This window comes from Haloechinothrix aidingensis, from assembly GCF_013450155.1.
In the GTDB taxonomy this organism is placed as follows: Bacteria; Actinomycetota; Actinomycetes; order Mycobacteriales; family Pseudonocardiaceae; genus Haloechinothrix; species Haloechinothrix aidingensis.
This window is the reverse complement of record NZ_JACCKD010000002.1, coordinates 139,224-161,946: the sequence shown is the minus strand read 5'-3', so window position 1 is coordinate 161,946 and position 22,723 is coordinate 139,224. Positions and strand designations below refer to the sequence as shown.

The following is a 22,723-nucleotide window of genomic DNA, read 5'->3' as shown; positions in this document are numbered from 1 at the left end:
GAGTCGCCGTGCTCTACATCGTTCTCGTCCTGGTACTCGGTGCTCTTGGCCTGCTGGTAGCCGCACTGGTCACGGGTTCGTCCCTGTGGGCCTGGATCTCGATCGGCTGTTCGGCCGCGGCGGCACTGCTGCTGGTCGTGGACTGGCTGCGCAGGCGGGGCAAACAGGAGCCTGCCGGCGAGGCCGCCGAGGTCACGACCGCGACCGGGCAGGGCGAGGATGCGGGAGGTCCCGCCACCGAGGGGGAGAGCGCCGCGCCGGGCAGCGACGGCGACGAACTCGACCGTGACCCCGATGAGGAGGAGACGGACGCGGCGGACCTGCTGATCGTCTCCGAGCTGCAGGACGAGGTGCTCGTCGTCGACGAGCATCCCCGCTACCACCTCGAGGTGTGCTCGTGGCTCGCGGATCGCGACACGTTGCCGATCTCCGTGGCCGAGGCGCGCGAGCTGGGTTTCACGCCGTGCGCGCGGTGTGGTCCCGACGGGCGGCTCGCCGCGCAGCACCGGAGCGCGAGCACGTAGCACGCGCAGGGAGCCTTACCGGCGGTGCCGCACGATCCGCCGGAGGTCCGCTGCCGGTTGACCGCCCGGGGTGCGTGCGAACACCTCCCGCGGTACGCGCGGTGTGGGGTCGGCCACGCCAGGAGAGACCCTGGGTCGACGGTGCGTCGTCCCGAGGCGTTAACCTGGAGCCAGCACCAAACCTCGAACGGCATTGATCCGGCGATCACCGGGGAGCCTCCGGAAGAACGGGTCGGCAGCGTCGCCGACCTCAGTAGAACCGGACGGGGCCGGCCCGTCACAGCCGGATGACGAGTGGCCCGCCGTAGCGGCGGGCAAGCGGGGTGGTACCGCGGTACGCCGAATGACCAGCCGCGCGCCAGCGCGCCCGTGAGCGGGCGGGGGCGGGCGACCGGTTCAACCAGCCGCGCGCCAGCGCGCCCATGAGTGGGCGGGGGCGGGCGACGGGTGGGCGTGTCGTCCCCGTGTGGGTCGAACAGACCCGTGCGAGCGACGGAGCGACCGCGAGGAGTACCAGGATGGCCTACCCCAAGGCAGCGCATGGCAGCGGTACGGGCGAGGAAGGGGTGCCCGCCCAGCCGTCGTTTCCGGCACTCGAAGGCGAGGTTTTCGAGTACTGGGACGCCGACGGTACGTTCGAGGCCAGTGTCGAGGCACGCGATCCGGGCGTGAACGGGGCGAACGAGTTCGTCTTCTACGACGGGCCGCCGTTCGCGAACGGGCTTCCGCACTACGGGCACCTGCTGACCGGCTACGTCAAGGACGTGGTGCCGCGGTACAAGACGATGCGTGGCGCACGGGTCGAGCGCCGTTTCGGCTGGGACTGCCACGGCCTGCCCGCCGAGGTGGAGGCGGAGAAGCAGCTCGGTATCTCGCACAAGAACGAGATCGAGGCCATGGGGGTGGCCGAGTTCAACGACGCCTGCCGTGCGTCGGTGCTGCGCTACACCGGCGAGTGGCGTGACTACGTGACCCGCCAGGCACGATGGGTGGATTTCGACAACGACTACAAGACGCTCGACCTGGACTACATGGAAAGCGTCATGTGGGCGTTCAAGACCCTCTGGGACAAGGGCCTGGTCTACGAGGGCTTCCGGGTGCTCTGGTACTGCTGGCGCTGCGAGACGCCGCTGTCCAACACCGAGACGAAAATGGACGACGTCTACCGGAGCAGGCAGGATCCCGCTGTCACCGTCGGGCTGCGGCTGCACTCCTCCGGTGACGAGCTGGACGGCGCCTACGCGCTGGTCTGGACGACCACACCATGGACACTGCCGTCCAACCTGGCCGCCGCCGTGCACCCCGACCTCGACTACGTGGTGGTGGAGGCAACCGGTGAGCGGTACCTGCTGGCGGAGGCGACACTGGGGTCCTACGCGGCCGAGCTCGGGGAGAGCCCGCGAGTGCTGGCCAGGTACAAGGGCAACGACCTGCTGGGCATCAGCTACACGCCGCCCTTCGACTTCTTCGCGGGCCGCCGCAACGCGCATCGGCTGCTGGCTGCCGACTACGTCACCACCGACAACGGCACCGGCGTCGTGCACATCGCTCCCGCCTACGGTGAGGAGGACAAGGTCGTCACCGACGCCGCCGGGATCGAGCCGGCCACCCCTGTCGACGCGCGCGGGGAGTTCGGCCCGGAGGTCGCCCCGTACGAGGGGCTGAACATCTTCGAGGCGAACAAGCCGATCATCCGTGACCTGAAAGCCTCGGGGCTGCTGCTGCGGCACGACACCTACGAGCACCCGTACCCGCATTGCTGGCGGTGCGACAACCCGCTGATCCAGCGTGCGGTGTCCTCCTGGTTCGTCGCGGTCACCCAGTTCCGCGATCGCATGGTCGAGCTCAACCAGCAGATCAACTGGGTGCCCGAGTCGATCAGGGACGGGCAGTTCGGGCGGTGGCTGGAGAACGCACGGGACTGGGGCATCTCCCGAAACCGGTTCTGGGGGTCGCCGATCCCGGTCTGGGTCTCCGACGAACCCGCCTACCCGCGCGTCGACGTCTACGGCTCGCTCGACGAGCTCGAACGCGACTTCGGGGTGCGGCCCACGGACCTGCACCGTCCCTACATCGACGAGCTGACCAGGCCCAACCCCGACGATCCGACCGGCGCTTCGACGATGCGCCGGGTCCCGGAGGTGCTGGACTGCTGGTTCGAGTCGGGCTCGATGCCGTTCGCCCAGGTGCACTACCCCTTCGAGAACGCGAACTGGTTCGAGCACCACTTCCCCGGAGACTTCATCGTCGAGTACAGCGGGCAGACGCGGGGCTGGTTCTACACCTTGCACGTGCTGGCGACCGCGCTGTTCGACCGCCCGGCGTTTCGTAACTGCGTGGTACACGGCATCGTGCTCGGCGACGACGGGCAGAAGATGTCCAAGTCCAGGAACAACTACCCGGACGTCAACGAGGTTTTCGCGCGGGACGGGGCCGACGCGATGCGCTGGTTCCTGATGGCCAGCCCGATCCTGCGCGGGGGCGACCTGATCGTCACGGAGCGGGGCATCCGCGACGCGGTGCGGCAGGCCGTGCTGCCGCTGTGGAACTCCTGGTACTTCCTGGCGCTGTACGCCAACGCCGAGGGGGTCGAGGGCCGGTTCCGCACCTCCTCCGAGCACGTGCTCGACCGCTACATCCTGGCCAAGGCGCACGAGCTGGCCACGGGCGTCGCCGAGCAGATGGACGAGTACGACCTCGCGGGCGCGTGCTACGCCATCCGCGAGTTCCTCGAGGTGCTGACCAACTGGTACGTGCGCCGTTCACGGGAGCGCTTCTGGGCAGGCGACCGCGAGGCGATCGATACCCTGCACACCGTGCTCGAGGTCACCTGCAGGGTGGCGGCGCCGCTGCTGCCGCTGACCACCGAGGCCGTCTGGCGTGGCCTGACGGGTGGGCGTTCGGTACACCTGTGCGACTGGCCGTCCTCCGGCGAGCTGCGTGGCGACCCCACCCTCGTCGGGACGATGGACCGGGTCCGCCAGGTGTGCTCGGCGGCACTCGGCCTGCGCAAGTCCAACAAGCTCCGCGTGCGCATGCCGCTGGCCAAGCTCCTCGTCGCCGCCGCTGACGCCGAGCTCCTCGCCGAGTTCACCGACATCATCCGCGACGAGGTCAACGTCAAGGACGTCGAGCTCACCACCGATGTGGCCGCCTACGGCGGGTTCCAGGTGGCGGTCAACGCGCGGGCGGCCGGCCCGCGCCTGGGCAAGGACGTGCAGAAGGTGATCAAGGCGGTCAAGTCGGGGGAGTGGCACACCAGCCCCGACGGCCACGTCGTCGCGGCCGGCATCGAGCTGAAGGACGGGGAGTACGAGCGCCGGTTCGTGGCGAAGGACCATGCTGCCGCGGCCGAGCTCCCGTCCGGTTCGGGCCTCGTGCTGCTCGACACCGACGTCACCGGTGAGCTGGCCGACGAGGGTGTTGCCAGGGACCTGGTCCGGGTGATCCAGCAAGCGCGCAGGGACGCCGGACTCTACGTGGCCGACCGCATCTCACTGCGGGTGGACGCGGGCGAGGACGTGGTCGCGGCCGCGCGAAAGCACCAGGACTTCATCGCAGGCGAGACGCTGGCCGACGAGGTCGGCTTCGCCGGTGTGGACGGCGGCTACGAGGGCACGGTCGGGGACGGCCACACGGTCCGGGTCGCGGTGTCCAAGCGCACCGCGGGCTGACGCGCCGCGCAGGCAGGCGGAGCCCGGCCGCTACGATCGCGCGGTGTCCGATACGTTGCGCTTCGCCGTCCGGGTCAGGCCGGGAGCGAAACGCGACCTCGTGGACGGCAGCCGGGAGAGTGCGCTCGGTACCGCGCTCGTGGTGTCCGTGTCCGCCCCCGCGAACGACGGTAAGGCCAACGATGCGGTGCGCAGGACCCTGGCCAGGGCGCTCGGGGTGCGTGCGCGGGAGCTGATGATCGTACGCGGACCCAACAGCAGGGACAAGCTCATCGAGCTGTCGGCGAGCGCCGCGGACGCGGCTGACGCCGCCGAGCGGCTCAGGGCGCTGTACTGAGCACGCGCCGAGCGGGGCACCCGGCGCTCGTGGCCCGGAACGGTACGCGTCACCCTACGTATCCGGCCATCGTGCGAGGCGTTCACCTGCCACGACGCGCGGGTGCGTCACAATGTGAGTTCGGAGTCTGCGGCGAGGTGGAGGTGTTGTGGAGCAGCTCCCTGTCATTCTCGGCGTAGGCGCTGCCGTGCTGCTCGCCGGCGTCGTCGCGGTCCGGTTCTCCACGCGCCTCGGGCTGCCGACCCTGCTGGTCTACCTCGCGATCGGTGTCGTGCTCGGCGAGGAAGGTCTGGGTATCCAGTTCGACGACGCCGAGCTCACGCAGTCTCTCGGTATCGCCGCGCTGGTACTGATCCTCGCGGAGGGCGGCCTCGGTACGCGGTGGAGCGTCGTCCGGCCCGCTCTGGGCCCGGGGATCGCGCTGGCAACGGTCTCGGTCGCGATCAGCGTCGCCGTTGTGGGCACGGCGATGTACCTCGTGCTGGACTTCGACTGGCGCACCGCCCTGTTGTGGGGCGCCGTGCTGTCCTCGACGGACGCGGCCGCGGTGTTCAGCGTGCTGCGCGGGAAGGGTATCCGCAAGCGCCTGTCCGGGGCCGTGGAGCTGGAGTCGGGACTCAACGACGCCCCCGTCTACATCATGGTCATCCTGCTGGCCGGGACCGACCCGATCACGTGGCTGGTACCGCTCGACGTGGCTTACCAGCTCGTGTTCGGTGCGCTGGTGGGGCTCGGGCTCGGCTGGCTGGGCGCCCAGGCCCTGCGCAGGGCCGCGCTGCCTGCGACGGGCCTCTACCCGCTGGCCACCGTCGCGGTGTGCGTGTTCGCGTTCGCCGCCGGTCAGCTCGCGCAGGCCTCCGGGTTGATGGCGACGTACATCGCAGGCGTGGTGCTGGGCAACTCACGCCTGCCGCACCGTTCGGACACCCTGTCGTTCGCCGAGGGGATCGGCTGGCTGGCCCAGATCGGTCTGTTCGTGCTGCTGGGGCTGTTCGCCGCTCCCGCGCGGCTGCTGGATATGCATACGGTGTTGGCGGGGCTGTTCGCCGGGGCCGTTCTGCTGTTCATCGCGCGGCCGCTGTCGGTGGTCCCGTCGCTGTTGCCGTTCAAGATCCCGTGGCGGGAGCAGGTCTTCATCTCCTGGGCGGGTCTGCGGGGGGCCGTCCCGATCGTGCTCGCCTCCATCCCGCTGGCACAGGGACGGCCGGGAGCCGACCTGTTGCTGGATATCGTGTTCGTGCTGGTCGTCGTCTTCACCCTGCTGCAGGGGCTGACGATGACGCCGCTGGCGAAGGCACTGGGTATCGCGCGTGAGGCCGAGCCACGGGAGGTGCAGGTGGACGCGGCGCCGCTGGACCACCTCGGCGCGAACCTCCTGCAGGTGCGTATCCAGCCGGGTTCGAAGCTGCACGGCGTCTACATCGCCGAGCTGCGGCTGCCGAAGGGTGCGACGGTGAGCCTGGTGGTGCGCAACGACACCGGGTTCACCCCGAACGAGTCGACCCGGCTCGCGGAGAACGACGACCTGTTGATCGTCACGACGGAGTCGGTGCGCGCGGCGGTGGAACGGCGGATCAGGGCCGTGGACCGGGCCGGGCGGTTGGCTCGCTGGAAGGGCGAGACAGGCCGGTGACGCCTCGTGCGTGGGCTGGGCGCGCGGGCCGGACGGGGCGCGGGACAATGGCCGGGTGACTACTGAGCAGTTGCCGCCCCGGCGTATCGCCATCGTGACGGTCGTGACGGTCCTGGTGTTCGCGCTGGATGTGCTGACCAAGGTCCTCGTCGTGGCGACGCTGGAGGGACGCGAGCCGGTCCGGATCCTCGGCGGCGCCGTGTACCTCCAGCTGGTTCGCAACCCGGGCGCGGCGTTCTCCCTGGCAAGCGGGCTGACCTGGCTGCTGGCGCTGATCGCGATCGGCGTGGTGATCGCGATCATCTGGATCGCCCGCAAGCTACGTTCGAAGGCGTGGGCTGTCGGTCTCGGCCTGGTGCTGGCCGGCGCCCTCGGTAATCTGGTCGACCGCATCTTCCGGGAGCCTGCCGTGCTGCGGGGGCACGTCGTGGATTTCGTGTCGGTGTTCGCCCCGGACGGCCGGATCTGGCCGGTGTTCAACGTCGCGGACTCGGCGATCGTCGTCGGTGCGGTGCTGATCGTGGTCCTCACGCTGCTCGGCAGGGACTACGACAGCGCAGGACCCGCGGCCGGGCGCCTGCCGGACGATGCCACGAGGGAGGGTCGTGAATGAGCGAGCGGATGATGCCGGTCCCGGACGGCCTCGACGGGATGCGTGTCGACGCGGGGCTGGCGAAGCTGCTCGGTATGTCCCGTACCGCGGTGGCGGAGCTCGCAGCGGACGGCAAGGTACTCCTCGACGGTGAGCGGGCCGGTAAGTCGGACCGCATGATGGCGGCCAGCGTTCTCGAGGTGACGCTGCCTGAGGCGGATCGGCAGGCCGCCGTCACCGCGGTCGACGAGGTTCCCGTCCCCGGGCTGCGCGTGCTGCACTCCGACGATCACATCGCCGTCGTGGAGAAGCCGGTCGGGGTGGCTGCCCATCCCAGCCCCGGTTGGGAGGGGCCGACCGTGATCGGAGGGCTCGCGGCCGCGGGTGTCCGCGTATCCACCTCGGGCGCGGAGGAGCGCAGGGGTGTGGTGCATCGCCTGGATGTGGGTACCACCGGGGTGATGGTCGTGGCCAAGAGCGAGCACGCATACAGCGTGCTCAAGCGCGCGTTCAAGGAACGCACCGTCGACAAGGGGTATCACGCACTCGTGCAGGGGCATCCCGATCCGAGCAAGGGGACGATCGATGCGCCGATCGACCGCCATCCCAAGCACGACTACAAGTTCGCGGTAGTAGCCAGCGGCAGGCCGAGCGTGACGCACTACGAGGTGATCGAGGCGTTCCGGTCGGCATCGCTTGTGCAGATCAACTTGGAGACGGGACGTACCCACCAGATCAGGGTGCATTTCGCGGCGCTGAAGCACCCGTGCGTCGGGGACCTGACCTACGGAGCCGACCCTGCTCTGGCCAAGTCGCTCGACGTACCGAGGCAGTGGCTGCACGCCCGGTCGCTCGGGTTCGCCCACCCCGAGGACGGCCGATGGGTCGAGTTCACATCGGACTATCCGGAGGACCTGGCGAACGCGGTGGAGACCCTGCGTGCCCAGAACTGACGGTCACTCGTCGACGGTCCAGGTGACAGTGCGTTCGTCGGGCTCGGGACGGGGGCTCCAGCGCACCGAGGCCAACCGGGTGGACTCGGGCAGTATGTAGACGGTGTGCCCCCCGGCGGTCTGCCCGGGTCCCACTCCGATCCGATGGGGTGGGCGGGACGTCAACGAGACCGGGGCCTTCGCTATCGCCGTACCGTCGGCGGTGACCAGTTCGAGGAAGTTGTCCGGCAGGTACCCGAACGCGGTGGTACCGGTGTTGGTGACCTCGGTGTGTACGACCACGGCACGCTCACCGGGGGCGAGCTGGTAACCGCCTGCCCCGAACAGGAAGTCGGCCGGGTCCTGGACCTCCAGCAGCTGGATCGACAGCTGCTCGGACTCCAGCCCTTCGGTGTGCAACGTGTCGCCGACCGTGCCGTGCCGGGCTGCCGTTCCGGCCACCGGGCCGGAACGTCCCGGTGCCTGCTGGTCGCCCCGTGCCCATCCGGCGCTCTGCGGTGGCCCCCAGACGCTCATCGCAGCATCGGGTGCCGGTGCCTGCGCCTCCGGCGCGGCCGGTGCGCCGGCGCCGCTAGCCTGAGGCTGCCCGGGCGCCGCGTGCGGGCCGGAAGGCGGGGGCGGCGCCGGGTGCGGTCCGGACGGTGCGCCGTGCACCGGGTACGGCCCCGACGGCGTCGCCGGAGGTGCCGCCGGTGACGACGGGGGCTGTGCCTGCTGGGGTCCCGGGTACGCGCCCGGCGGTGCGCCCTGCTGGGGGGTCTGCTGGGGGGCCTGCTGGGTGTATCCGTGCCCCTGGGGCGGCAGTGCGGCGCGCACGCCCTGCGGGTCGCACTCCACGCCGACGAGCAGTGGGAGGCCCGATCCGGACAGCCCGACGAGCCGGTAGGCAGCTTCCCTGGGGTCCATGCCGGCTCGCGCGGCGACGTCGTGCACCGGTGCCTTGCCGTGCTCGGCGAGGGCGGCGAGTAGGCGGGCATCCGCTGGGTCAGTCACGGCCACGACGGCAACGCTACCGTTTCGGCGACCGATCGGGTCGCCGGGTGAACGCTGGTGTGCCGCGAGGTACCTGCGATCCCGGCTCCGGTGGGCCCGGCGGTCCGTGGGGTCCGCCAGCTAAGCTCGGACAGGCGAGGTTGCCGTACGGGATGTGCCGGACAGGGAGGGCGCCGCATGACCGAAGTCGCACAGCTGGCCGATGAGCTGCTCGAGGTCCAGTTCGACGCTGATCCACTGTGGCCGGCCCTGCTCGGGGTGGACATGACGCGCCCCGGACTCGGCGATATGACCGAGGAGGCCGAGCGGCACACGGCCGACCGGATGCGCGATATCCTCGACCGCGCGTCGGCCCTCGATCCGGCCGAGCTCGCCGCCGAGGACCGCACCACGCGGGACGTGGTGATCGCGCACGCTCGGGCCGCGCTGGACGAGTTCGGCGTCGGGATGGCCGAGCTGACGGTCACCGACCTGTTCGTCGCGCCTGCCGCGCAGCTGCTGTCGCTGCTGCCGATGCTCAGCGTGGGCGACGAGACCGCGATGCGGGCCTACCTCGACAGGCTGGCGGCGGTGCCGGACCATCTCGAGCAGGCGCTCGACCGCCATCGCGCGGGTGTGCTGTCCGGAAGGACCCCGGTGAAACACCTGGTCGAGGCGGCGATCGCGCACCTCGACCGGTACCTGTCGGAGAGCGAATCCGATCCGTTGCTGCAGCCGCAGGCGCCCGAGTCCCTGGCCGGGGAGTTCGACGCCGTGCGCGCCAGCCTGCTCGCCGAGGTCGTGCGTCCCGCCTTCGCGACCTACCGGGACGGGCTCGCCCGCGAGATCGCCCCGCACGCCCGTACCTCGGACCGGCCGGGGCTGTGCTGGCTGCCAGGGGGTGAGGACGCCTACCGCACGCTCGCCGGGGTGCACACCACGACGTCCCGGTCCCCGGCTGAGCTGCATGACACCGGCCGTGCGCTGATCGACGAGCTGGCAGGCGAGTACACCGAGGTCGGGTCGAGGGTCTTCGGTACACGCGAGCTCGGCGAGATATTCGACCGGCTGCGCACCGACCCGGAACTGCGCTGGCCGAGTGCGGACGCGCTGCTCGACGACGCACGCGCGGCGATCGGCAGGGCCGAGCGCGAGGCGCCACGCTGGTTCGGCAGCATCCCGCCGCAGCCCTGGGTCGTCGACGAGGTTCCAGCGGCCGCCGCACCCGGCGCTCCCGCCGCGTACTACGTGCAGCCCGCCACCGACGGGTCCCGTCCCGGCACGTACTTCGCCAATACCTACAAGGTCACGGAGCGCTTCAAGCACACATCGGAGGCGACGGCGTTCCACGAGGTCATCCCCGGGCACCATTTCCAGCTCAGTACCGCGCAGCTGCTCGCGCACCTGCCGCTGCTGCGCAAGCTCGGCGGGTTCACGGCCTACATCGAGGGGTGGGGGCTCTACACCGAGCGGTTGGCGCGCGAGATGGGCCTGTACTCCGATGACGTCGCCGTGCTCGGCATGCTGGCGAACGACTCGATGCGGGCAGGACGGCTCGTGGTGGACACGGGTCTGCACGCCAAGGGGTGGAGCAGGCAACAGGCCGTCGACTACCTGGCGGCGAACACCCCGATGCCGCTGGTCGAGGTGGAGTCCGAGGTGGATCGCTACATCGCCTACCCGGGACAGGCGCTGTCCTATATGGTGGGGCGCTTGGAGATCCAGCGGGTTCGAGCCATGGCGGAGCGCTCGCTCGGCGCGGACTTCGATATCCGCGAGTTCCACGACCGTGTACTCGGGTGTGGCGCGGTCCCACTCGCCGTGCTGGAGCGTGTGATCGGCAGCTGGGCATCCGGAGAAGCATGAACGAGACGCAGGCGGTGACCTCGCGGATCGCCGCGCTCGCCGACGAGCTCGTCGCCGCCCGGTTCGAAGCCGATCCCGTCGAGGCATCCCTGCTGGGGTTGGAGGGGCCTCATCACAGGTTGGTCGACTACGACGAGGCGGCGCGGCAGCGCTGCAGGGATCAGATGTTCGCCATCGCACGTGCCGCGACAGCAGTGGATCCCGCGTGGCTGGAGCCGACCGATCGCATCACGCGCGAGCTCGTCGTGCAGCAGGCCTGCGCGGTGGCGGCGCATATCGAGGTACGGACCGAGGAGTTCTCGGTAAGCGACGGGCTGTCGGCACCGGCGCTGTGGCCCCTGGTGGCCCTGCCGATGATCTCGCTGGGCAGTGCGCGGATGGCGCACGGTTACCTGGATCGGCTCGCCGCGCTGCCCGGGTACCTGGCCACGATCACCGAACGCCAGCGGGCCGGTCTGGCACGCGGGCTGGCGCCGCCCGCGTTCCTGGTGCGTGCCGGTCTCGACTACATCGACCGGTACCTGTCGAACTACGACGCGGACCCGTTGCGGAACGTCCCGGCACAGGTCCCCGTGCCGGACTTCACGCGACACCGGGACGCGCTGGTGGACGACAAGGTGCGTCCGGCGTACGCGCGCTACCGGATGTTCCTTGCCACCGAGGTCGCACCGCGGGCGAGGCCGGACGCGCAGGCCGGGCTGTGGTGGCAACCAGGTGGCGAGCACCGGTACGCGGCGCTGGCGAGCGTGCACACCACAACCGAACGGGGCGCTGACGAGCTACACGAGACGGGTATGGCGGTGCTCGGCGAGCTGGCGGGGGAGTACGCGGAGATCGGTGTGGCCGCGTTCGGGACGAGCGATCTCACAGAGATCTTCCAGCGCCTGCGCCATGACCGCGCGCTTCGCTGGTCGAGCGGTGCCGAGCTGCTGGATGCCGCTCGTGCCGCGATCCGCAGGGCCGAGGCGGTCGCGCCGGGCTGGTTCGATCGTCTACCTGCCGACCCTGTCGAGGTCAGGCCCGTTCCGGACGCGGAGGCCGGTGGCGGGGCGACCGCGTACTACACCCCACCATCGCTCGACGGGACGCGTCCGGGTACCTACTTCGCCAACACGTCCGATCCGGGGTCGCGGTGCCGGCATCTCGCCGAGGCGATCGCGTTTCACGAGGTCATCCCGGGCCATCATTTCCAGACGACGACCGCGCTCGGGTTGGACCGGCTCCCCCTGATACGCAGGATCGCCGACGTGAACGCCTACGCCGAGGGGTGGGCGCTGTACGCCGAACGCCTCGCCGACGAGATGGGGCTGTACTCCGGCCCGCTGAGCAGGTTGGGCATGCTCGCCCAGGACTCACTGCGCGCCGCGCGGCTGGTGGTGGACACGGGCTTGCACGCGTACGGCTGGAGCCGGCAGCGGGCTGTCGGCTTCCTCACCGAACACACCCCGCTGACTCCCGCGGAGATCGGCCCCGAGGTGGACCGCTACGCGGCGGTACCGGGCCAGGCACTGTCGTACATGGTGGGCAGGCAGGAGATACGGCGCCTGCGCGCGGAAGCAGAGCACCGGCTGGGGCCCGCGTTCGACATCAGGCGGTTCCACGAGGCCGTGCTCGACTGCGGCCCGGTGCCGCTGTCCTTGCTGTCTACTGTGGTGGGTGACTGGATCGCCGAGCGCCGGCGGTGAGTGGTGGTCACCGCCGGCGGTGACCACCACTCACCGCCGGCCCTAACCGTAGAGGCTCTCGACGGCATCCGCGTAGTGCGCGGCCACCACGTCCCGCTTGAGCTTCAGGCTCGGCGTGATCTCGCCGGCCGCCTCGGTGAAGTCCTCGGCAAGCACGGTGAACTTGCGGATGGCCTCTGCCTGGGACACGTGCCCGTTCGCCTCGTCGACGGCGCGTTGCACGGTGGCACGCAGGTCCGGGTCGTCGGCCAGCTCAGCGACGGTCGCCTCGGCCCGCTTGCCGTTCTGTTCCTTCCAGGTGCCGAAGAACTCCTCGTCGATGGTGACGAGTGCCGCGACGTACGGCCGCTGGTCGCCGACCACCATGGCCTGGCTGACCAGTGGTGTCGCCTTGATGGTGTCCTCCAGCCGCGCGGGTGCGACGTTCTTGCCTCCCGCGGTGACGATGATCTCCTTCTTGCGGCCGGTGATCTTCAGGAACCCCTCGTCGTCGAGCTCGCCGAGGTCTCCGGTGTGGAACCATCCCGCCTCGAGAGCCCGGGACGTGGCCTCCTCGTTCTTCCAGTACCCGGAGAACACGACGTCGCCGGCGAGCAGTACCTCCCCGTCGTCGGCGATCCGTACCGAGGTTCCCGCCACCGGCTTGCCGACCGTGCCTATCTTGATGTCCCGCTCGGTGTTGACGCACGCGGCCGCCGAGGTCTCGGTCAGGCCGTATCCCTCGTAGACGGTGATGCCTGCTCCGCGGAAGAAGTGCGCCAGCCTGCTGCCGAGCGGCGCGCCGCCGGAGACCGCACCGATGCAGCGGCCACCGAGGGCATCGCGCAGCTTGCCGTACACGAGCTTGTCGAACAGTGCGTGCTTGACCCGCAGCGGAAGTGGCACCGAGCCCGCGTCGAGCGCCTCGCTGTAGGCGATCGCGGTGCGCTCAGCGGCATCGAAGATCTTGCCCTTGCCCGCCGAGTGCGCCTTGAGCTTGGAGCTGTTGTAAACCTTCTCGAACACGCGGGGTACGGCCACGACGCTGCTCGGCCGGAACGCCGCGAGGTCGTCGAGCAGGGTCGTCGGGTCGGGAGTGTGCCCGAGGGTCACGCGACCGTGCACGGCCATCAGGCTGATCGCGCGGGCGAACACGTGCGCCAGCGGAAGGAACACCAGCAGCGAGTTCCCCTCCCGCAGTACCTGCGGCATCGCGCGCAGGCACGCCCTGACCTCGGCCAGCAGGTTGCGATGGGTGAGCGCGACACCCTTCGGCCTGCCCGTCGTTCCCGAGGTGTAGACCAGTGTGGCCGTGTCGTCGGCGCGGACCGCCTCGCGGCGCGCGTGCAGCTCGGAGTCGGCCATGTCGCCGCCGAGGTCGCTGAGCGCCTCGATGGCCGGCTTGCCTTCGGCGGGAGCCTCGATCTGCCAGACATGCTCGAGCTCGGTCAGCTCACCGCGTACCTCGGCCAAGCGCATGCGATGGTCGTCGGTCTCCACGATGACCGCCTTGGCGCCCGCATCGGACAGTATCCAGTGGATCTGATCGGGGGCCGACGTCTCGTAGATGGGGACGGTGGCGCCACCGGCCGCCCAGATCGCGAAGTCGAGCAGGGTCCACTCGTAGCGGGTCTTGGCGAGCAGACCGACGCGGTCACCCCGGGAGATCCCCGCGGCCATCAGACCCTTGGCCACCGCCAGCACCTCCGCGGTGAACTCCTTGGCGGTGACGTCGAGCCACGTGCCGTCGACGAGCCGCCGGAAACTGATGTTGTCCCCGAACCTCTCGGCGTTCGCCCAGATGACATCGGTCAGGTTCTCGTCATCGGCCACCTCGGGTGGCGATGGGGCGGTGTACTCACGCAACAGTGACCTCCGTCTCGGCCGGAACCGGTGAGGGCCTGATCGGGGCGCCTCATGTTACTGGCGAGTCACTCTACCGGTGGCGGTTCGCCGGACGGTGGGTCCCTTGTCCCGCGCGTGACCTGGCTGCCCGGCGCTGAGCGGGTCTCACGCCCGCGCGCTGTGCGGGCGTGAGATTCTGCACCCGTGAGTGAGACCGACGCCACGCACCTTCCCGGCGAGCCTGCGATCGATGTCGTCGACGAGACGTTCATCGCCGTACCGCAAGCCACAGTGGCTGCCGCCTTCCGCGACCCGCGTTCGTGGGCGAGGTACTGGCCGGATCTGGTGCTCGTGGTCTATGCCGATCGCGGGGACGAAGGGCTGCGCTGGACCGTGCGCGGCGCGCTGGTCGGGACCATGGAGGTCTGGCTCGAGCCGGTGCTCGACGGGACGATCCTGCACTACTTCCTGCGTGTCACCCCGGTCGACCCGGCAGGCCGGGCGCTCCGCCTCGGCCCGCGTGACCTCGCCCGCGAGTACGATCGCCGGGCGCGCGCCGCGAAGGCTGTCGCGCTGGAACTGAAGAACCTGCTCGAGGACGGCAGGAAGCCGGGTGTCCCCCCGCGGCACGGGTAGCGCGCCCGGCGAAACCGCGCCGTGCCTCCCCGTTCCCGCGCGCGACGGTGGGGTCGCGGCGGGAACGTTCTAGAGTGGGACGTGATGCGGGTTCACGTGGTCTCCGATGTGCACGGCAACGCCGAGGCGCTGGCCAGGGCAGGCGATGGTGCCGATGCGCTGGTCGTGCTGGGTGATCTGATCGACTTCGTCGACTACACCGACTACAGCGGAGGCATCCTCGGAAGGTTGTTCGGCGCGGACAACGTCGCCACCTTCGCCACGCTGCGCAGCCGTGGCGACAAGGAGGCACTGGCATCGTTCGCGCAGTCGCTGTGGAACAGCGTGGACGAGCCCCGTACCGCCGTCGACGACGCCATTCGCGAGCAGTACGCGGAGCTGTTCGGCGCCGTCACGGCACCGACGTACGCCACGCCGGGCAACGTCGACGCGCCTGAGCTGTGGGACGAGATCGCAGGGGACCGCGTGGAGAAGCTGGACGGTGACGTCGTCAAGATCGGTGGCTTGCGGTTCGGGTTCGTCGGTGGCGCGTTGCGCCCTGCGGGGGCATGGCCGCGGCGGGACGCCGCGTGGCGGCCGTACCTGCGCACGGACGAGGAGTTCGACGCGGCCGTCGCGGGTCTGGGAGAGGTGGACGTGCTGTGCAGCCACGTACCGCCGGACATCGCTGACCTGACCTATGACGTGGTGGCGCGCAGGGAGGAGCGCGGCTCGGCCGGGCTGCTGGACTACATCCGTCGGCACGGCCCGCGCTGGTCGCTGTTCGGGCACGTGCACCAGCCGCTGGCCCACCGTTACCGCCTCGGTAGGACCGAATGCCGCAATGTCGGGTACTTCAAGTACAGCGCACAGCCCTACGTGCTGCGCTGGTGAGCCCCGGCGACCGGAGCGCGCGGCGACGGATCCCCGTGCGTACCCGTTACCGGCAACGCCGCGCGAGGCCGGTGCGGGCTCGGGGCAGGCACGGGGCAGGAACGATCTGCCGTGGGCGAGGCGCGCGCCCGCCGGTATCCCGGCTACCCTGTTGACCCATGGCCGAGGAGTCCACTCAGTCGATCGTGGTCGACGCACCGCCGGAGCGGATCATGGCTGTCATCGCCGACCTCGAGGCCTATCCGGAATGGGCCAAGGCCGTCCAGCAGACGGAGATCCTGGAGACCGGCGACGACGGCAAACCCCAGCAGGTCCGGTTCACACTCGACGCCGGGCCCGTCAAGGATGTCTACACGCTCAGCTACGACTGGGCCCGCGACGGCCTTTCGGTGAGCTGGCAGCTGGTCAAGGGGCAGATGCAACGGTCCCAGAACGGCCAGTACGTGCTGCGCCCACTGGAAGGCGGGGAGCGGACCGAGGTGACCTACACGTTGTCGGTCGAGCTGATGCTGCCCATGATCGGCTTGCTCAGGCGCAAGGCGGAAAAGATGATCATGGATACCGCGTTGAAGGAGCTCAAGCGCCGGGTGGAGGGTGAACGCTGAGTTGAGGCTCCTGCTGTTCACCGGGAAAGGCGGGGTCGGGAAGACGACCCTGGCCGCGGCCACGGGGACGACGCTGGCCGAGCACGGCAGGCGCACTCTCGTGGTCTCCACCGATCCCGCTCACTCGCTCGCGGACTCGTTCGGGACCGAGCTCGGCCGTGAGCCGACAGGGGTGGGGCCGCGGCTGTCGGCCGTCCAGCTCGACCCGCGGGGTCTGGTGGACACCGCGTGGCAGGAGCTGCGCGGCCAGCTGCGCGGCGCGCTTACCGGCGCAGGCGTGGACGCGCTCGACGCCGAGGAGCTCACGGTGCTGCCCGGCGTGGACGAGCTGCTCGCGCTCAGCGAGGTGCAACGTCTCGCCGAGACCGGGTACTGGCACGTGATCGTCGTCGACTGTGGCCCCACAGCGGAGACGCTGCGCCTGCTCGCGTTGCCGGAAGCGATCTCCGGCTACCTCCGCAGGCTCTACGGCTGGAGTCGCGCGCCGAGGACGGCGCGCGGTCCCGGGGACGCCGTGTCGTCGATACGCAGGTTGGGCGAGCATCTGGAGTCGCTGCGGGACCTGCTCACCGACCGGGACACGACGACGGTCCGCCTGGTGCTGACGCCGGAACGCATGGTCGTCGCCGAGACACGCCGTACCCTGACCGCGCTGGCCTTGCGGGGTATCCGCGTCGACGGGTTGGTCGCGAACCGGTTGATGCCGGCGCCGGGCTTCTGGCGCGGTGGTGCGGCGAACTGGCTGCGCAAACGCAGGGACGAGCAGGATGCCGTGCTCGCCGAGATGCGGGACGCGGGGCTGACGGCGCTACGCTCGGTGGAGCACTGCGCGGCGGAGCCGGTCGGTACGGCAGCGCTCACCGAGATCGCGCGCGAGCTCTACGACGGGGGTGACCCGCTCGTCGGGTACTCGCCGGGCGAAGCGGAGCTACTGCAGATTTCCGACGGTGACGACGGCGGGTATCGTCTGCGCGTAGCGTTGCCACTCAGCACGGATCCCGCGATCGAGCTCGCCAGGGTCGACGACGATCTGGCGATCACCGTCGACGGCAACCGCAGGTTGATCGCGCTACCGGAACTGTTGCGCTCATGCGAGGTCACGGGGGCCGAGTTCGACTCGGAGGGCCTTGTGGTGAGCCTAGCCCAGCCAGGGAGTGTGCACTGATGACCAGCCAGCACGAGCAGTCGTACGACTACGACGGGGTCGCGAGCCTCACCCACGAGATCCGGTTGCTCGTCGAGATGGTCGCCGAGCATGCCTCCCCGTGGCTGGACAGCATCCTCGCGGCAGGGCACGGATCCGGCTTCGGCGCCGGGAGTCCTGGCACGGGAGGTGACGAAGGGCCGTTCGGGGCCGGCGAGTCCGGATGGTGCCCGCTGTGCGCGGTCATCGCGATCGTGCGCGGGGAACGCCCCGAGTTCGCGGCGCGGCTGGCCGAGCAGATGGCGCGGCTGGTCGCGCTGCTGCGTGCCGTGCTCGCCGACCGGTGGTCCCCGGAAGGCGGCGTGCACATGCCGGGTTTCGTCCCCCCGGACCAGCCGTTCGGCACGTCCACGCCGGACGGTGATCTTCGCGGACGCCGCCAGGAGGAGCAGGCGAGGGTCCAGCACATCCCGGTTCGCAGGCGAGGCGCGGAGCCCTCCGGCAGCGTCGGGGAGCGGTAGTGTGCTGACGGTCGGTGTCGACGTCGGCGGAACGAGCGTGCAGGCAGGCGTGATCGACAAGGTCGGCGCCGTCATCGACACCGCCCGCGTGGCCACGCCCGGCGAGGAAGGCGCGCTGGAAGACGCGATCGCCGGAGTCGTCGACCAGCTCGGGCAGCGGCACCAGATCCGCGCCGTCGGGCTCGCGGTCGCGGGGTTCATCGCCGCGGACCGCCGTACCGTGATGTATGCCCCGCACCTGGCGTGGCGGGACGCACCCGTGGTCGAGCGCGTGCGCAGCCGCACCGGGTTGCCGGTCGTACTGGAGCACGACGCCAACGCCGCGGCCGTCGCCGAGCACCGGTACGGAGCCGGGCGGGGCGCACGGGTGATGACGTTGATCGCTCTCGGTACCGGAATCGGCGGTGCCGTCGTGCTCGACGGCGAGATCTTCCGGGGTGCCCGTGGCGTCGCACCGGAGCTGGGACACCTGCGGGTTGTCCCGCACGGGCGCCCGTGCTCCTGCGGCAAGCAGGGCTGCTGGGAACGGTACTGCAGCGGAACGGGCCTGGCGACCACGGCGATCGAACTGCTCGCGCGCCACCCGGGCCGGTCCACAGTGCTCGCGCGCGAGGCGACAGGCGACCCCGGTTCCGTCACCGGCAGGCGCGTCGCCGCGGCCGCGCGGGACGGGGATCCCATCGCGCAGCAGGCCATGGCCGAGCTGGCGCGCTGGCTCGGTGACGGCCTCGCCCTGGTCGCCGATGTCTACGATCCCGACCTGATCGTGATCGCCGGGGGCGTGTCGGAGTCGGCGCCGCTGTTCCTGGACGACGCGCGTGACCACTACCGGACGGTGCTGACCGGTGCGGGGCACCGGCCCCTCGCGCGGATCCGCACGGCTCAGCTCGCCGACGAGGCCGGGATGGTCGGCGCGGGCGTGCTCGCCAGGGAAGGCTTGGCGGCCGCGCGTCCGACTGTGCGAAGCTGGTCGGGTGTTTTTCGACGACGGTGACGGGTTCGTCAAGTGTTCGTGTGGGCGCCGTCACTGGGGGGTACATGGTGCGGCCGGTTTGCTGATCGTCGACCCGGCGCGCGGGGTGTTGCTGCAGCGCAGAGCGTGGTGGTTGCATCACGGCCGCACGTGGGCGATTCCCGGCGGTGCGCTGCGCAGTACCGAGTCCGCCGTACAGGCCGCGATGCGCGAGGCCACAGAGGAGGCCGCCGTGCCGCGCGAGGCCGTGCGGTTCACCGCGAGCTCGATCGACGACCACGGGACGTGGAGCTACACGACCGTGCTCGCGGCGACGCGCACCCGGGTGAGCGAGCGCATCAGCAGCGCCGAGAGCGCGGAGCTGAGCTGGATCGCGCCGGACGAGGTCGACGGCTACCGCCTGCACCGTGACTTCGCGGCGGCCTGGCCGGAACTGCGCGGCCAGCTCCGGCGCAGCCTCGTGCTCGTCGTCGACGGCGACACGGTCGCCCGGGTACCGGGTACCGCACCCGGGCCGGCGGACGCACCGCGGCCGGAGCTCACGTGGCAGGAGCTGACCCGCCTGGTACGGGACGGCATCGGTGCGCGGGACGTCGGGATCGGACCGGGCCCGCACTGGCGGTGGTGGCCACGGGTCGAGCTGTCCGTACCTGGTGACGGCCCGCCGAGCGACCGGGCGGGCATCGAGGTGGTACCCGCGGGACACGGTACCGGTGCTGCCGAGCACACCCTGCGCATTGCGGATCGCGCGGTGCGCGCAGGCGAGCACGTTGTGGTGGTGACCGCGAACGACAGCGTGCGCGCCGGGGCCCACCGTGCGGGCACGCGCACGCTCGACCCGCGTGAGCTCGGCGCGCTGGCGCGCGCCACCGGCTAGACCTGCGCGCCGTTCTCCGGGTCCGATCCCGGCGGTGGACCGTCCTTGATGCGCATGAGCAGGAGCCCGAGACCGGCGGATATGGACAGGACTCCGAACGGCAGGCTCACTGCCGGAGACATCCCGATGACCCCGGGAGCGATCAGCATGAGCACGCCCGCGGCGAGGAACAACCAGGACACGACCGTGCCGTGCGCGGGCTTCTGGACCGGCGGTGGCTCCGGCGGAACGAAGTGCTCGTCCTCGTCGAGCCCGGATATGTCGTCCAGGTCGCCCTCGGCGAGCATGGTGGAGTCCCAGCTGGTCTCGCTGGCCCGCCAGTCACTGGCCGCCGTCGCGGTGGAGCCGGCTCCTTCGGCGGGATCGCTGTCGGCGTCCTCGTCCGGCCCGTCGTGCTCGGCGTCGTGCCTGTCGTCGGCAGCGGGGTCGAGCTCGCTCGAGTCCGGCTCCTCCTCGGCGCGTCTGTCACCGCCGCGCTTGTCGCGGGAGCGCTTGCCGGGCTCGGCCTCGGCTCCGATGCCTTCCGCGCGAAGATCCGCGACGATCTCGCTGAAGGCCGCGTCGAGGTCGTCCGGGCCGTCGGGACCGTTCGGGCTGCCTGTCTTACTCATGCTGCTGCTTCCACTCGGGACTGCTGTAGGCGCGAGATGAACGCGACGCTCTCGGTGAAGATCAACGATGCGTCGTGATCCAGGGTTGCGACGTGAAAGCTGTCGCGGAGCACGAAGTCAGTGATGTCGGTGCTACTCACCCGTTCCATGATGACCGCGGAGTTCGCAGGCTCCACAACGTGGTCAACGATCGAATGGAACAGGAGTATCGGCTGGCTGATCCGGGGAAGGTCGGCCAGCACCTGCTTCCAGAGCTCGGCGAGGCTGGCCGCCGCGCGCAACGGCACCCGCGGGTAGGTGAACTCGCCTGCGCCTTCCTTGGCGATATCCCCGCCGAGCCCGGCCACCGACGGCACGAACGGCGCCAGCAACGGAAGCAACGCCATTTTCCTGCTCAGGGTCATCACCGCCGGGTTGACCAGGGCCAAGCCGGCTATCCGGTCGCCGAACTCCTGGCCGAGCCGCAGCGTCAGCGTGCCGCCCATGGACTGGCCGAAGATGTAGACCGATGCGCACTCCTCGAGCAGCCGTTCGGTCTCGTCCCGCACCCGGGCGTACCAGTCCTGCCACCGGGTCTTGTTCAGCTCTCGCCAATTCGTGCCGTGGCCGGGCAGGCGCGGGCACCGCACGGTGAGCCCGTCCCCTGCCAGGTACTCACCCCAGGGCCGCATGCTCGCGGGCGTCCCGGTGAAGCCGTGGCACAGCAGCACGCCGACCTCACTCGAACCGGAGTGCTCGAACGCCTCGGCGCCGGGCGTCACGGGCATCTGCTGCCCCTTCCTGTACGTCCTGTACGCGAGCTCGCGGTAGGTGCTACGTGGCCGGTGGATACCGGCCGTCCTTACCATGGTGGCACGACTCGCCGGGCCGAGGCTCGTGAGCGGGCATCCGTACCGTACCCGGTGCTGCCGGTGCCCGTGTGAGATCGGTCGCTTACCGCCTCGTGGCGGGTGCCTGCCGTTGTGCGGGCGGAGTCATGGTTCGTAGGCTGAGGACCGCGGTGCTGGAAGGTGGGTGCGCGGTGCTGTACTGGTTCTTGAAGTATGTGTTGCTCGGGCCGTTGCTGCGGCTGCTGTGGCCGACCAAGGTCACCGGGCGGGAGAACATTCCCCGGACCGGTGCGGCGATCCTGGCCAGCAACCATCTCGCCGTCGCCGACTCCTTCTTCCTGCCGTGCCACGTCCAGCGCCGGATCACGTTCCCGGCCAAGAGCGAGTACTTCGAAGGCCCCGGCATCAAGGGCAAGCTGCAGAAGTGGTTCTTCAGCGGGACCGGGCAGTTCCCGATCGACAGGGGCAGTGGCTCCGCCGCGCAGGCCGCCCTGGACACGTCCGTCCGCCTGCTCAGGGAGGGGCGCCTGCTCGGTATCTACCCGGAGGGAACCCGCTCGCCGGACGGTCGCCTCTACAAGGGCAAGAGCGGGCTGGCCAGAATCGCCCTGGACGCCGGCGTTCCGGTGATCCCGGTCGCGATGATCGGCACGGACCGCGTCAACCCGATCGGATCACGCATGTGGCGCCCGCGCCGCCTGGAGATCCGGATCGGCGAGCCGCTCGACTTCTCCAGGTACGCCGGCCTCGCGGGTGACCGTTTCGTGGAGCGTGCGATCACCGACGAGGTCATGTACGCGCTGATGGAGCTGTCCGGGCAGGAGTACGTCGACATCTACGCGGCTCGCGCGAAGGAGCTGGCCGCGGGGGAGGACGTGCGGGTGCCGGCCGCGCGGCGGGGAGAGTCCGCCGATGGCGACCGGGTTCCGCGGTCGAAGGCCGGCTGAGCCGCCCGCGTGCCGAAGCCGTGACACGCGGACGAACCGACCCAGTAAGGTTTGCCGGGTGCGATTCTTCTATGACACCGAGTTCATCGAAGACGGCGTGACGATCGACCTGGTCTCGATCGGTGTCGTGTCCGAGTCGGGCAGGGAGTTCTACGCCGTCTCGACGGAGTTCGACCCGGACAAGGCCGGTCCCTGGGTCGCCGACCACGTCCTGCCCAAGCTGCCACCACGCGGCGACTCGGCGTGGCGCAGTCGCGCGAGTATCCGCGCGGACCTGCTCGACTTCCTCGGCAAGCCGCGCGACGGGGTGCAGCTGTGGGCATGGTTCGCCGCCTACGACCACGTCGCCCTCGCGCAGCTCTGGGGTGCCATGCCTGCCCTTCCGCGCCAGCTGCCGCGGTTCACCCGCGACCTCCGCCAGCGCTGGGAGGATCTCGGCAAGCCCAAGCTCCCGCCCGCGCCTGCCGACGCGCACGACGCGCTGGCCGACGCCAGGCACAACCTGCGGCGATGGCAGATCCTGGAAGAGGAGCGACGGAGGAAAGGGCTCCCGGTAGCGGGGTAGGGCGGCCCCGTCGAACCCGCGAACCCGCTGCGCGGCCCCCGGAGGGCGAGGGGAACGCCGCGGTGTCCGCCACCGGCAGGG

At 70.4% G+C, this 22,723-nt stretch carries 21 protein-coding genes; 17 read left to right on the top strand and 4 right to left on the bottom strand.

Annotated elements, in window-relative coordinates:
• Positions 1 to 8 precede the first annotated feature (8 nt).
• The 6 genes from H0B56_RS05305 to H0B56_RS05280 all read left to right on the top strand — a co-directional run bounded on the left by H0B56_RS05305 (position 9) and on the right by H0B56_RS05280 (position 7,713).
• Positions 9 to 524: a hypothetical protein gene (locus H0B56_RS05305; protein WP_180891820.1), complete on the top strand. Its 516-nt coding sequence runs from the start codon at positions 9 to 11 to the stop codon at positions 522 to 524.
• Positions 525 to 1,042: 518 nt separating this feature from the next.
• Positions 1,043 to 4,198 (top strand): isoleucine--tRNA ligase, encoded by a 3,156-nt coding sequence (ileS, locus tag H0B56_RS05300; protein WP_180891819.1) that lies wholly within the window; start codon positions 1,043 to 1,045, stop codon positions 4,196 to 4,198.
• A gap of 55 nt (positions 4,199 to 4,253) precedes the next feature.
• Complete coding sequence (locus tag H0B56_RS05295) at positions 4,254 to 4,535, top strand: DUF167 domain-containing protein (RefSeq protein WP_180892344.1); 282 nt, start codon at positions 4,254 to 4,256, stop codon at positions 4,533 to 4,535.
• Between the two features lie 148 nt (positions 4,536 to 4,683).
• A complete protein-coding gene (locus tag H0B56_RS05290; RefSeq protein ID WP_180891818.1) occupies positions 4,684 to 6,168 on the top strand; it encodes a potassium/proton antiporter in 1,485 nt (494 codons plus the stop codon).
• 55 nt (positions 6,169 to 6,223) lie between these two features.
• A complete protein-coding gene (lspA, locus tag H0B56_RS05285) occupies positions 6,224 to 6,781 on the top strand; it encodes a signal peptidase II (protein ID WP_180891817.1) in 558 nt (185 codons plus the stop codon).
• Positions 6,778 to 7,713, top strand: a complete 936-nt coding sequence (locus H0B56_RS05280; RefSeq protein ID WP_180891816.1) for an RluA family pseudouridine synthase — start codon at positions 6,778 to 6,780, stop codon at positions 7,711 to 7,713. The genes lspA and H0B56_RS05280 overlap by 4 nt, the downstream gene beginning before the upstream one ends.
• A 3-nt stretch (positions 7,714 to 7,716) precedes the next feature.
• On the opposite strand, the gene H0B56_RS05275 is transcribed toward H0B56_RS05280, so the two are convergent.
• Positions 7,717 to 8,712, bottom strand: a complete 996-nt coding sequence (locus H0B56_RS05275; RefSeq protein ID WP_180891815.1) for an AsnC family protein — start codon at positions 8,710 to 8,712, stop codon at positions 7,717 to 7,719.
• Positions 8,713 to 8,883: 171 nt separating this feature from the next.
• On the opposite strand from H0B56_RS05275, the gene H0B56_RS05270 reads away from it, so the two are divergent.
• On the top strand, positions 8,884 to 10,551 hold the full coding sequence (locus H0B56_RS05270; protein ID WP_180891814.1) for a DUF885 domain-containing protein: 1,668 nt from the start codon (positions 8,884 to 8,886) through the stop codon (positions 10,549 to 10,551).
• The gene (locus H0B56_RS05265) at positions 10,548 to 12,236 is read left to right on the top strand and encodes a DUF885 domain-containing protein (RefSeq protein ID WP_180891813.1); all 1,689 of its coding nucleotides are present in this window, start codon (positions 10,548 to 10,550) and stop codon (positions 12,234 to 12,236) included. The genes H0B56_RS05270 and H0B56_RS05265 overlap by 4 nt, the downstream gene beginning before the upstream one ends.
• A 42-nt stretch (positions 12,237 to 12,278) precedes the next feature.
• Here the strand turns inward: H0B56_RS05265 and H0B56_RS05260 are convergent, their stop codons facing one another.
• Positions 12,279 to 14,081 carry an AMP-dependent synthetase/ligase gene (locus tag H0B56_RS05260; protein ID WP_180891812.1) on the bottom strand — a complete coding sequence of 601 codons (1,803 nt, stop codon included), beginning with the start codon at positions 14,079 to 14,081 and terminating at the stop codon, positions 12,279 to 12,281.
• 183 nt (positions 14,082 to 14,264) lie between these two features.
• On the opposite strand from H0B56_RS05260, the gene H0B56_RS05255 reads away from it, so the two are divergent.
• The 7 genes from H0B56_RS05255 (at position 14,265) to H0B56_RS05225 (ending at position 19,689) form a co-directional block, all read left to right on the top strand.
• Entirely contained in the window at positions 14,265 to 14,696 is a 432-nt protein-coding gene (locus H0B56_RS05255) for a polyketide cyclase / dehydrase and lipid transport (protein ID WP_180891811.1), read from the top strand.
• A gap of 84 nt (positions 14,697 to 14,780) precedes the next feature.
• Complete coding sequence (locus H0B56_RS05250; protein WP_180891810.1) at positions 14,781 to 15,569, top strand: metallophosphoesterase family protein; 789 nt, start codon at positions 14,781 to 14,783, stop codon at positions 15,567 to 15,569.
• Between the two features lie 158 nt (positions 15,570 to 15,727).
• Entirely contained in the window at positions 15,728 to 16,174 is a 447-nt protein-coding gene (locus H0B56_RS05245; RefSeq protein WP_180891809.1) for an SRPBCC family protein, read from the top strand.
• A gap of 1 nt (position 16,175) precedes the next feature.
• On the top strand, positions 16,176 to 17,339 hold the full coding sequence (locus H0B56_RS05240; RefSeq protein WP_180892343.1) for an ArsA family ATPase: 1,164 nt from the start codon (positions 16,176 to 16,178) through the stop codon (positions 17,337 to 17,339).
• The gene (locus H0B56_RS05235) at positions 17,339 to 17,839 is read left to right on the top strand and encodes a hypothetical protein (protein WP_180891808.1); all 501 of its coding nucleotides are present in this window, start codon (positions 17,339 to 17,341) and stop codon (positions 17,837 to 17,839) included. Before H0B56_RS05240 ends, H0B56_RS05235 begins: the two co-directional genes overlap by 1 nt.
• A gap of 1 nt (position 17,840) precedes the next feature.
• A complete protein-coding gene (locus tag H0B56_RS05230; RefSeq protein ID WP_180891807.1) occupies positions 17,841 to 18,833 on the top strand; it encodes an ROK family glucokinase in 993 nt (330 codons plus the stop codon).
• Complete coding sequence (locus H0B56_RS05225) at positions 18,814 to 19,689, top strand: NUDIX domain-containing protein (RefSeq protein WP_180891806.1); 876 nt, start codon at positions 18,814 to 18,816, stop codon at positions 19,687 to 19,689. Before H0B56_RS05230 ends, H0B56_RS05225 begins: the two co-directional genes overlap by 20 nt.
• On the opposite strand, the gene H0B56_RS05220 is transcribed toward H0B56_RS05225, so the two are convergent.
• Together H0B56_RS05220 and H0B56_RS05215 are read right to left on the bottom strand one after the other, a co-directional pair.
• Positions 19,686 to 20,300, bottom strand: coding sequence for a hypothetical protein (locus tag H0B56_RS05220; RefSeq protein WP_180891805.1), 615 nt, complete (start codon positions 20,298 to 20,300; stop codon positions 19,686 to 19,688). The genes H0B56_RS05225 and H0B56_RS05220 overlap by 4 nt on opposite strands.
• Positions 20,297 to 21,067 (bottom strand): alpha/beta hydrolase, encoded by a 771-nt coding sequence (locus tag H0B56_RS05215; protein ID WP_180891804.1) that lies wholly within the window; start codon positions 21,065 to 21,067, stop codon positions 20,297 to 20,299. Before H0B56_RS05215 ends, H0B56_RS05220 begins: the two co-directional genes overlap by 4 nt.
• 254 nt (positions 21,068 to 21,321) lie before the next feature.
• Between H0B56_RS05215 and H0B56_RS05210 the strand changes: the two genes are divergently transcribed.
• Positions 21,322 to 22,077, top strand: coding sequence for a 1-acyl-sn-glycerol-3-phosphate acyltransferase (locus H0B56_RS05210; RefSeq protein ID WP_180892342.1), 756 nt, complete (start codon positions 21,322 to 21,324; stop codon positions 22,075 to 22,077).
• 58 nt (positions 22,078 to 22,135) lie between these two features.
• Positions 22,136 to 22,642 (top strand): polyadenylate-specific 3'-exoribonuclease AS, encoded by a 507-nt coding sequence (locus H0B56_RS05205; protein ID WP_180891803.1) that lies wholly within the window; start codon positions 22,136 to 22,138, stop codon positions 22,640 to 22,642.
• The last annotated feature ends 81 nt before the right edge of the window (positions 22,643 to 22,723 follow it).

Excerpts from the sequence above, each read along its gene's own strand:
- H0B56_RS05215 (WP_180891804.1), bottom strand. The coding sequence starts at position 21,067 with ATGCCCGTGACGCCCGGCGCCGAGGCGTTCGAGCACTCCGGTTCGAGT.
- H0B56_RS05250 (WP_180891810.1), top strand. The coding sequence starts at position 14,781 with ATGCGGGTTCACGTGGTCTCCGATGTGCACGGCAACGCCGAGGCGCTG.
- H0B56_RS05270 (WP_180891814.1), top strand. The coding sequence starts at position 8,884 with ATGACCGAAGTCGCACAGCTGGCCGATGAGCTGCTCGAGGTCCAGTTC.
- H0B56_RS05280 (WP_180891816.1), top strand. The coding sequence starts at position 6,778 with ATGAGCGAGCGGATGATGCCGGTCCCGGACGGCCTCGACGGGATGCGT.
- H0B56_RS05220 (WP_180891805.1), bottom strand. The coding sequence starts at position 20,300 with ATGAGTAAGACAGGCAGCCCGAACGGTCCCGACGGCCCGGACGACCTC.
- H0B56_RS05265 (WP_180891813.1), top strand. The coding sequence starts at position 10,548 with ATGAACGAGACGCAGGCGGTGACCTCGCGGATCGCCGCGCTCGCCGAC.
- H0B56_RS05235 (WP_180891808.1), top strand. The coding sequence starts at position 17,339 with ATGACCAGCCAGCACGAGCAGTCGTACGACTACGACGGGGTCGCGAGC.
- H0B56_RS05245 (WP_180891809.1), top strand. The coding sequence starts at position 15,728 with ATGGCCGAGGAGTCCACTCAGTCGATCGTGGTCGACGCACCGCCGGAG.
- ileS (WP_180891819.1), top strand. The coding sequence starts at position 1,043 with ATGGCCTACCCCAAGGCAGCGCATGGCAGCGGTACGGGCGAGGAAGGG.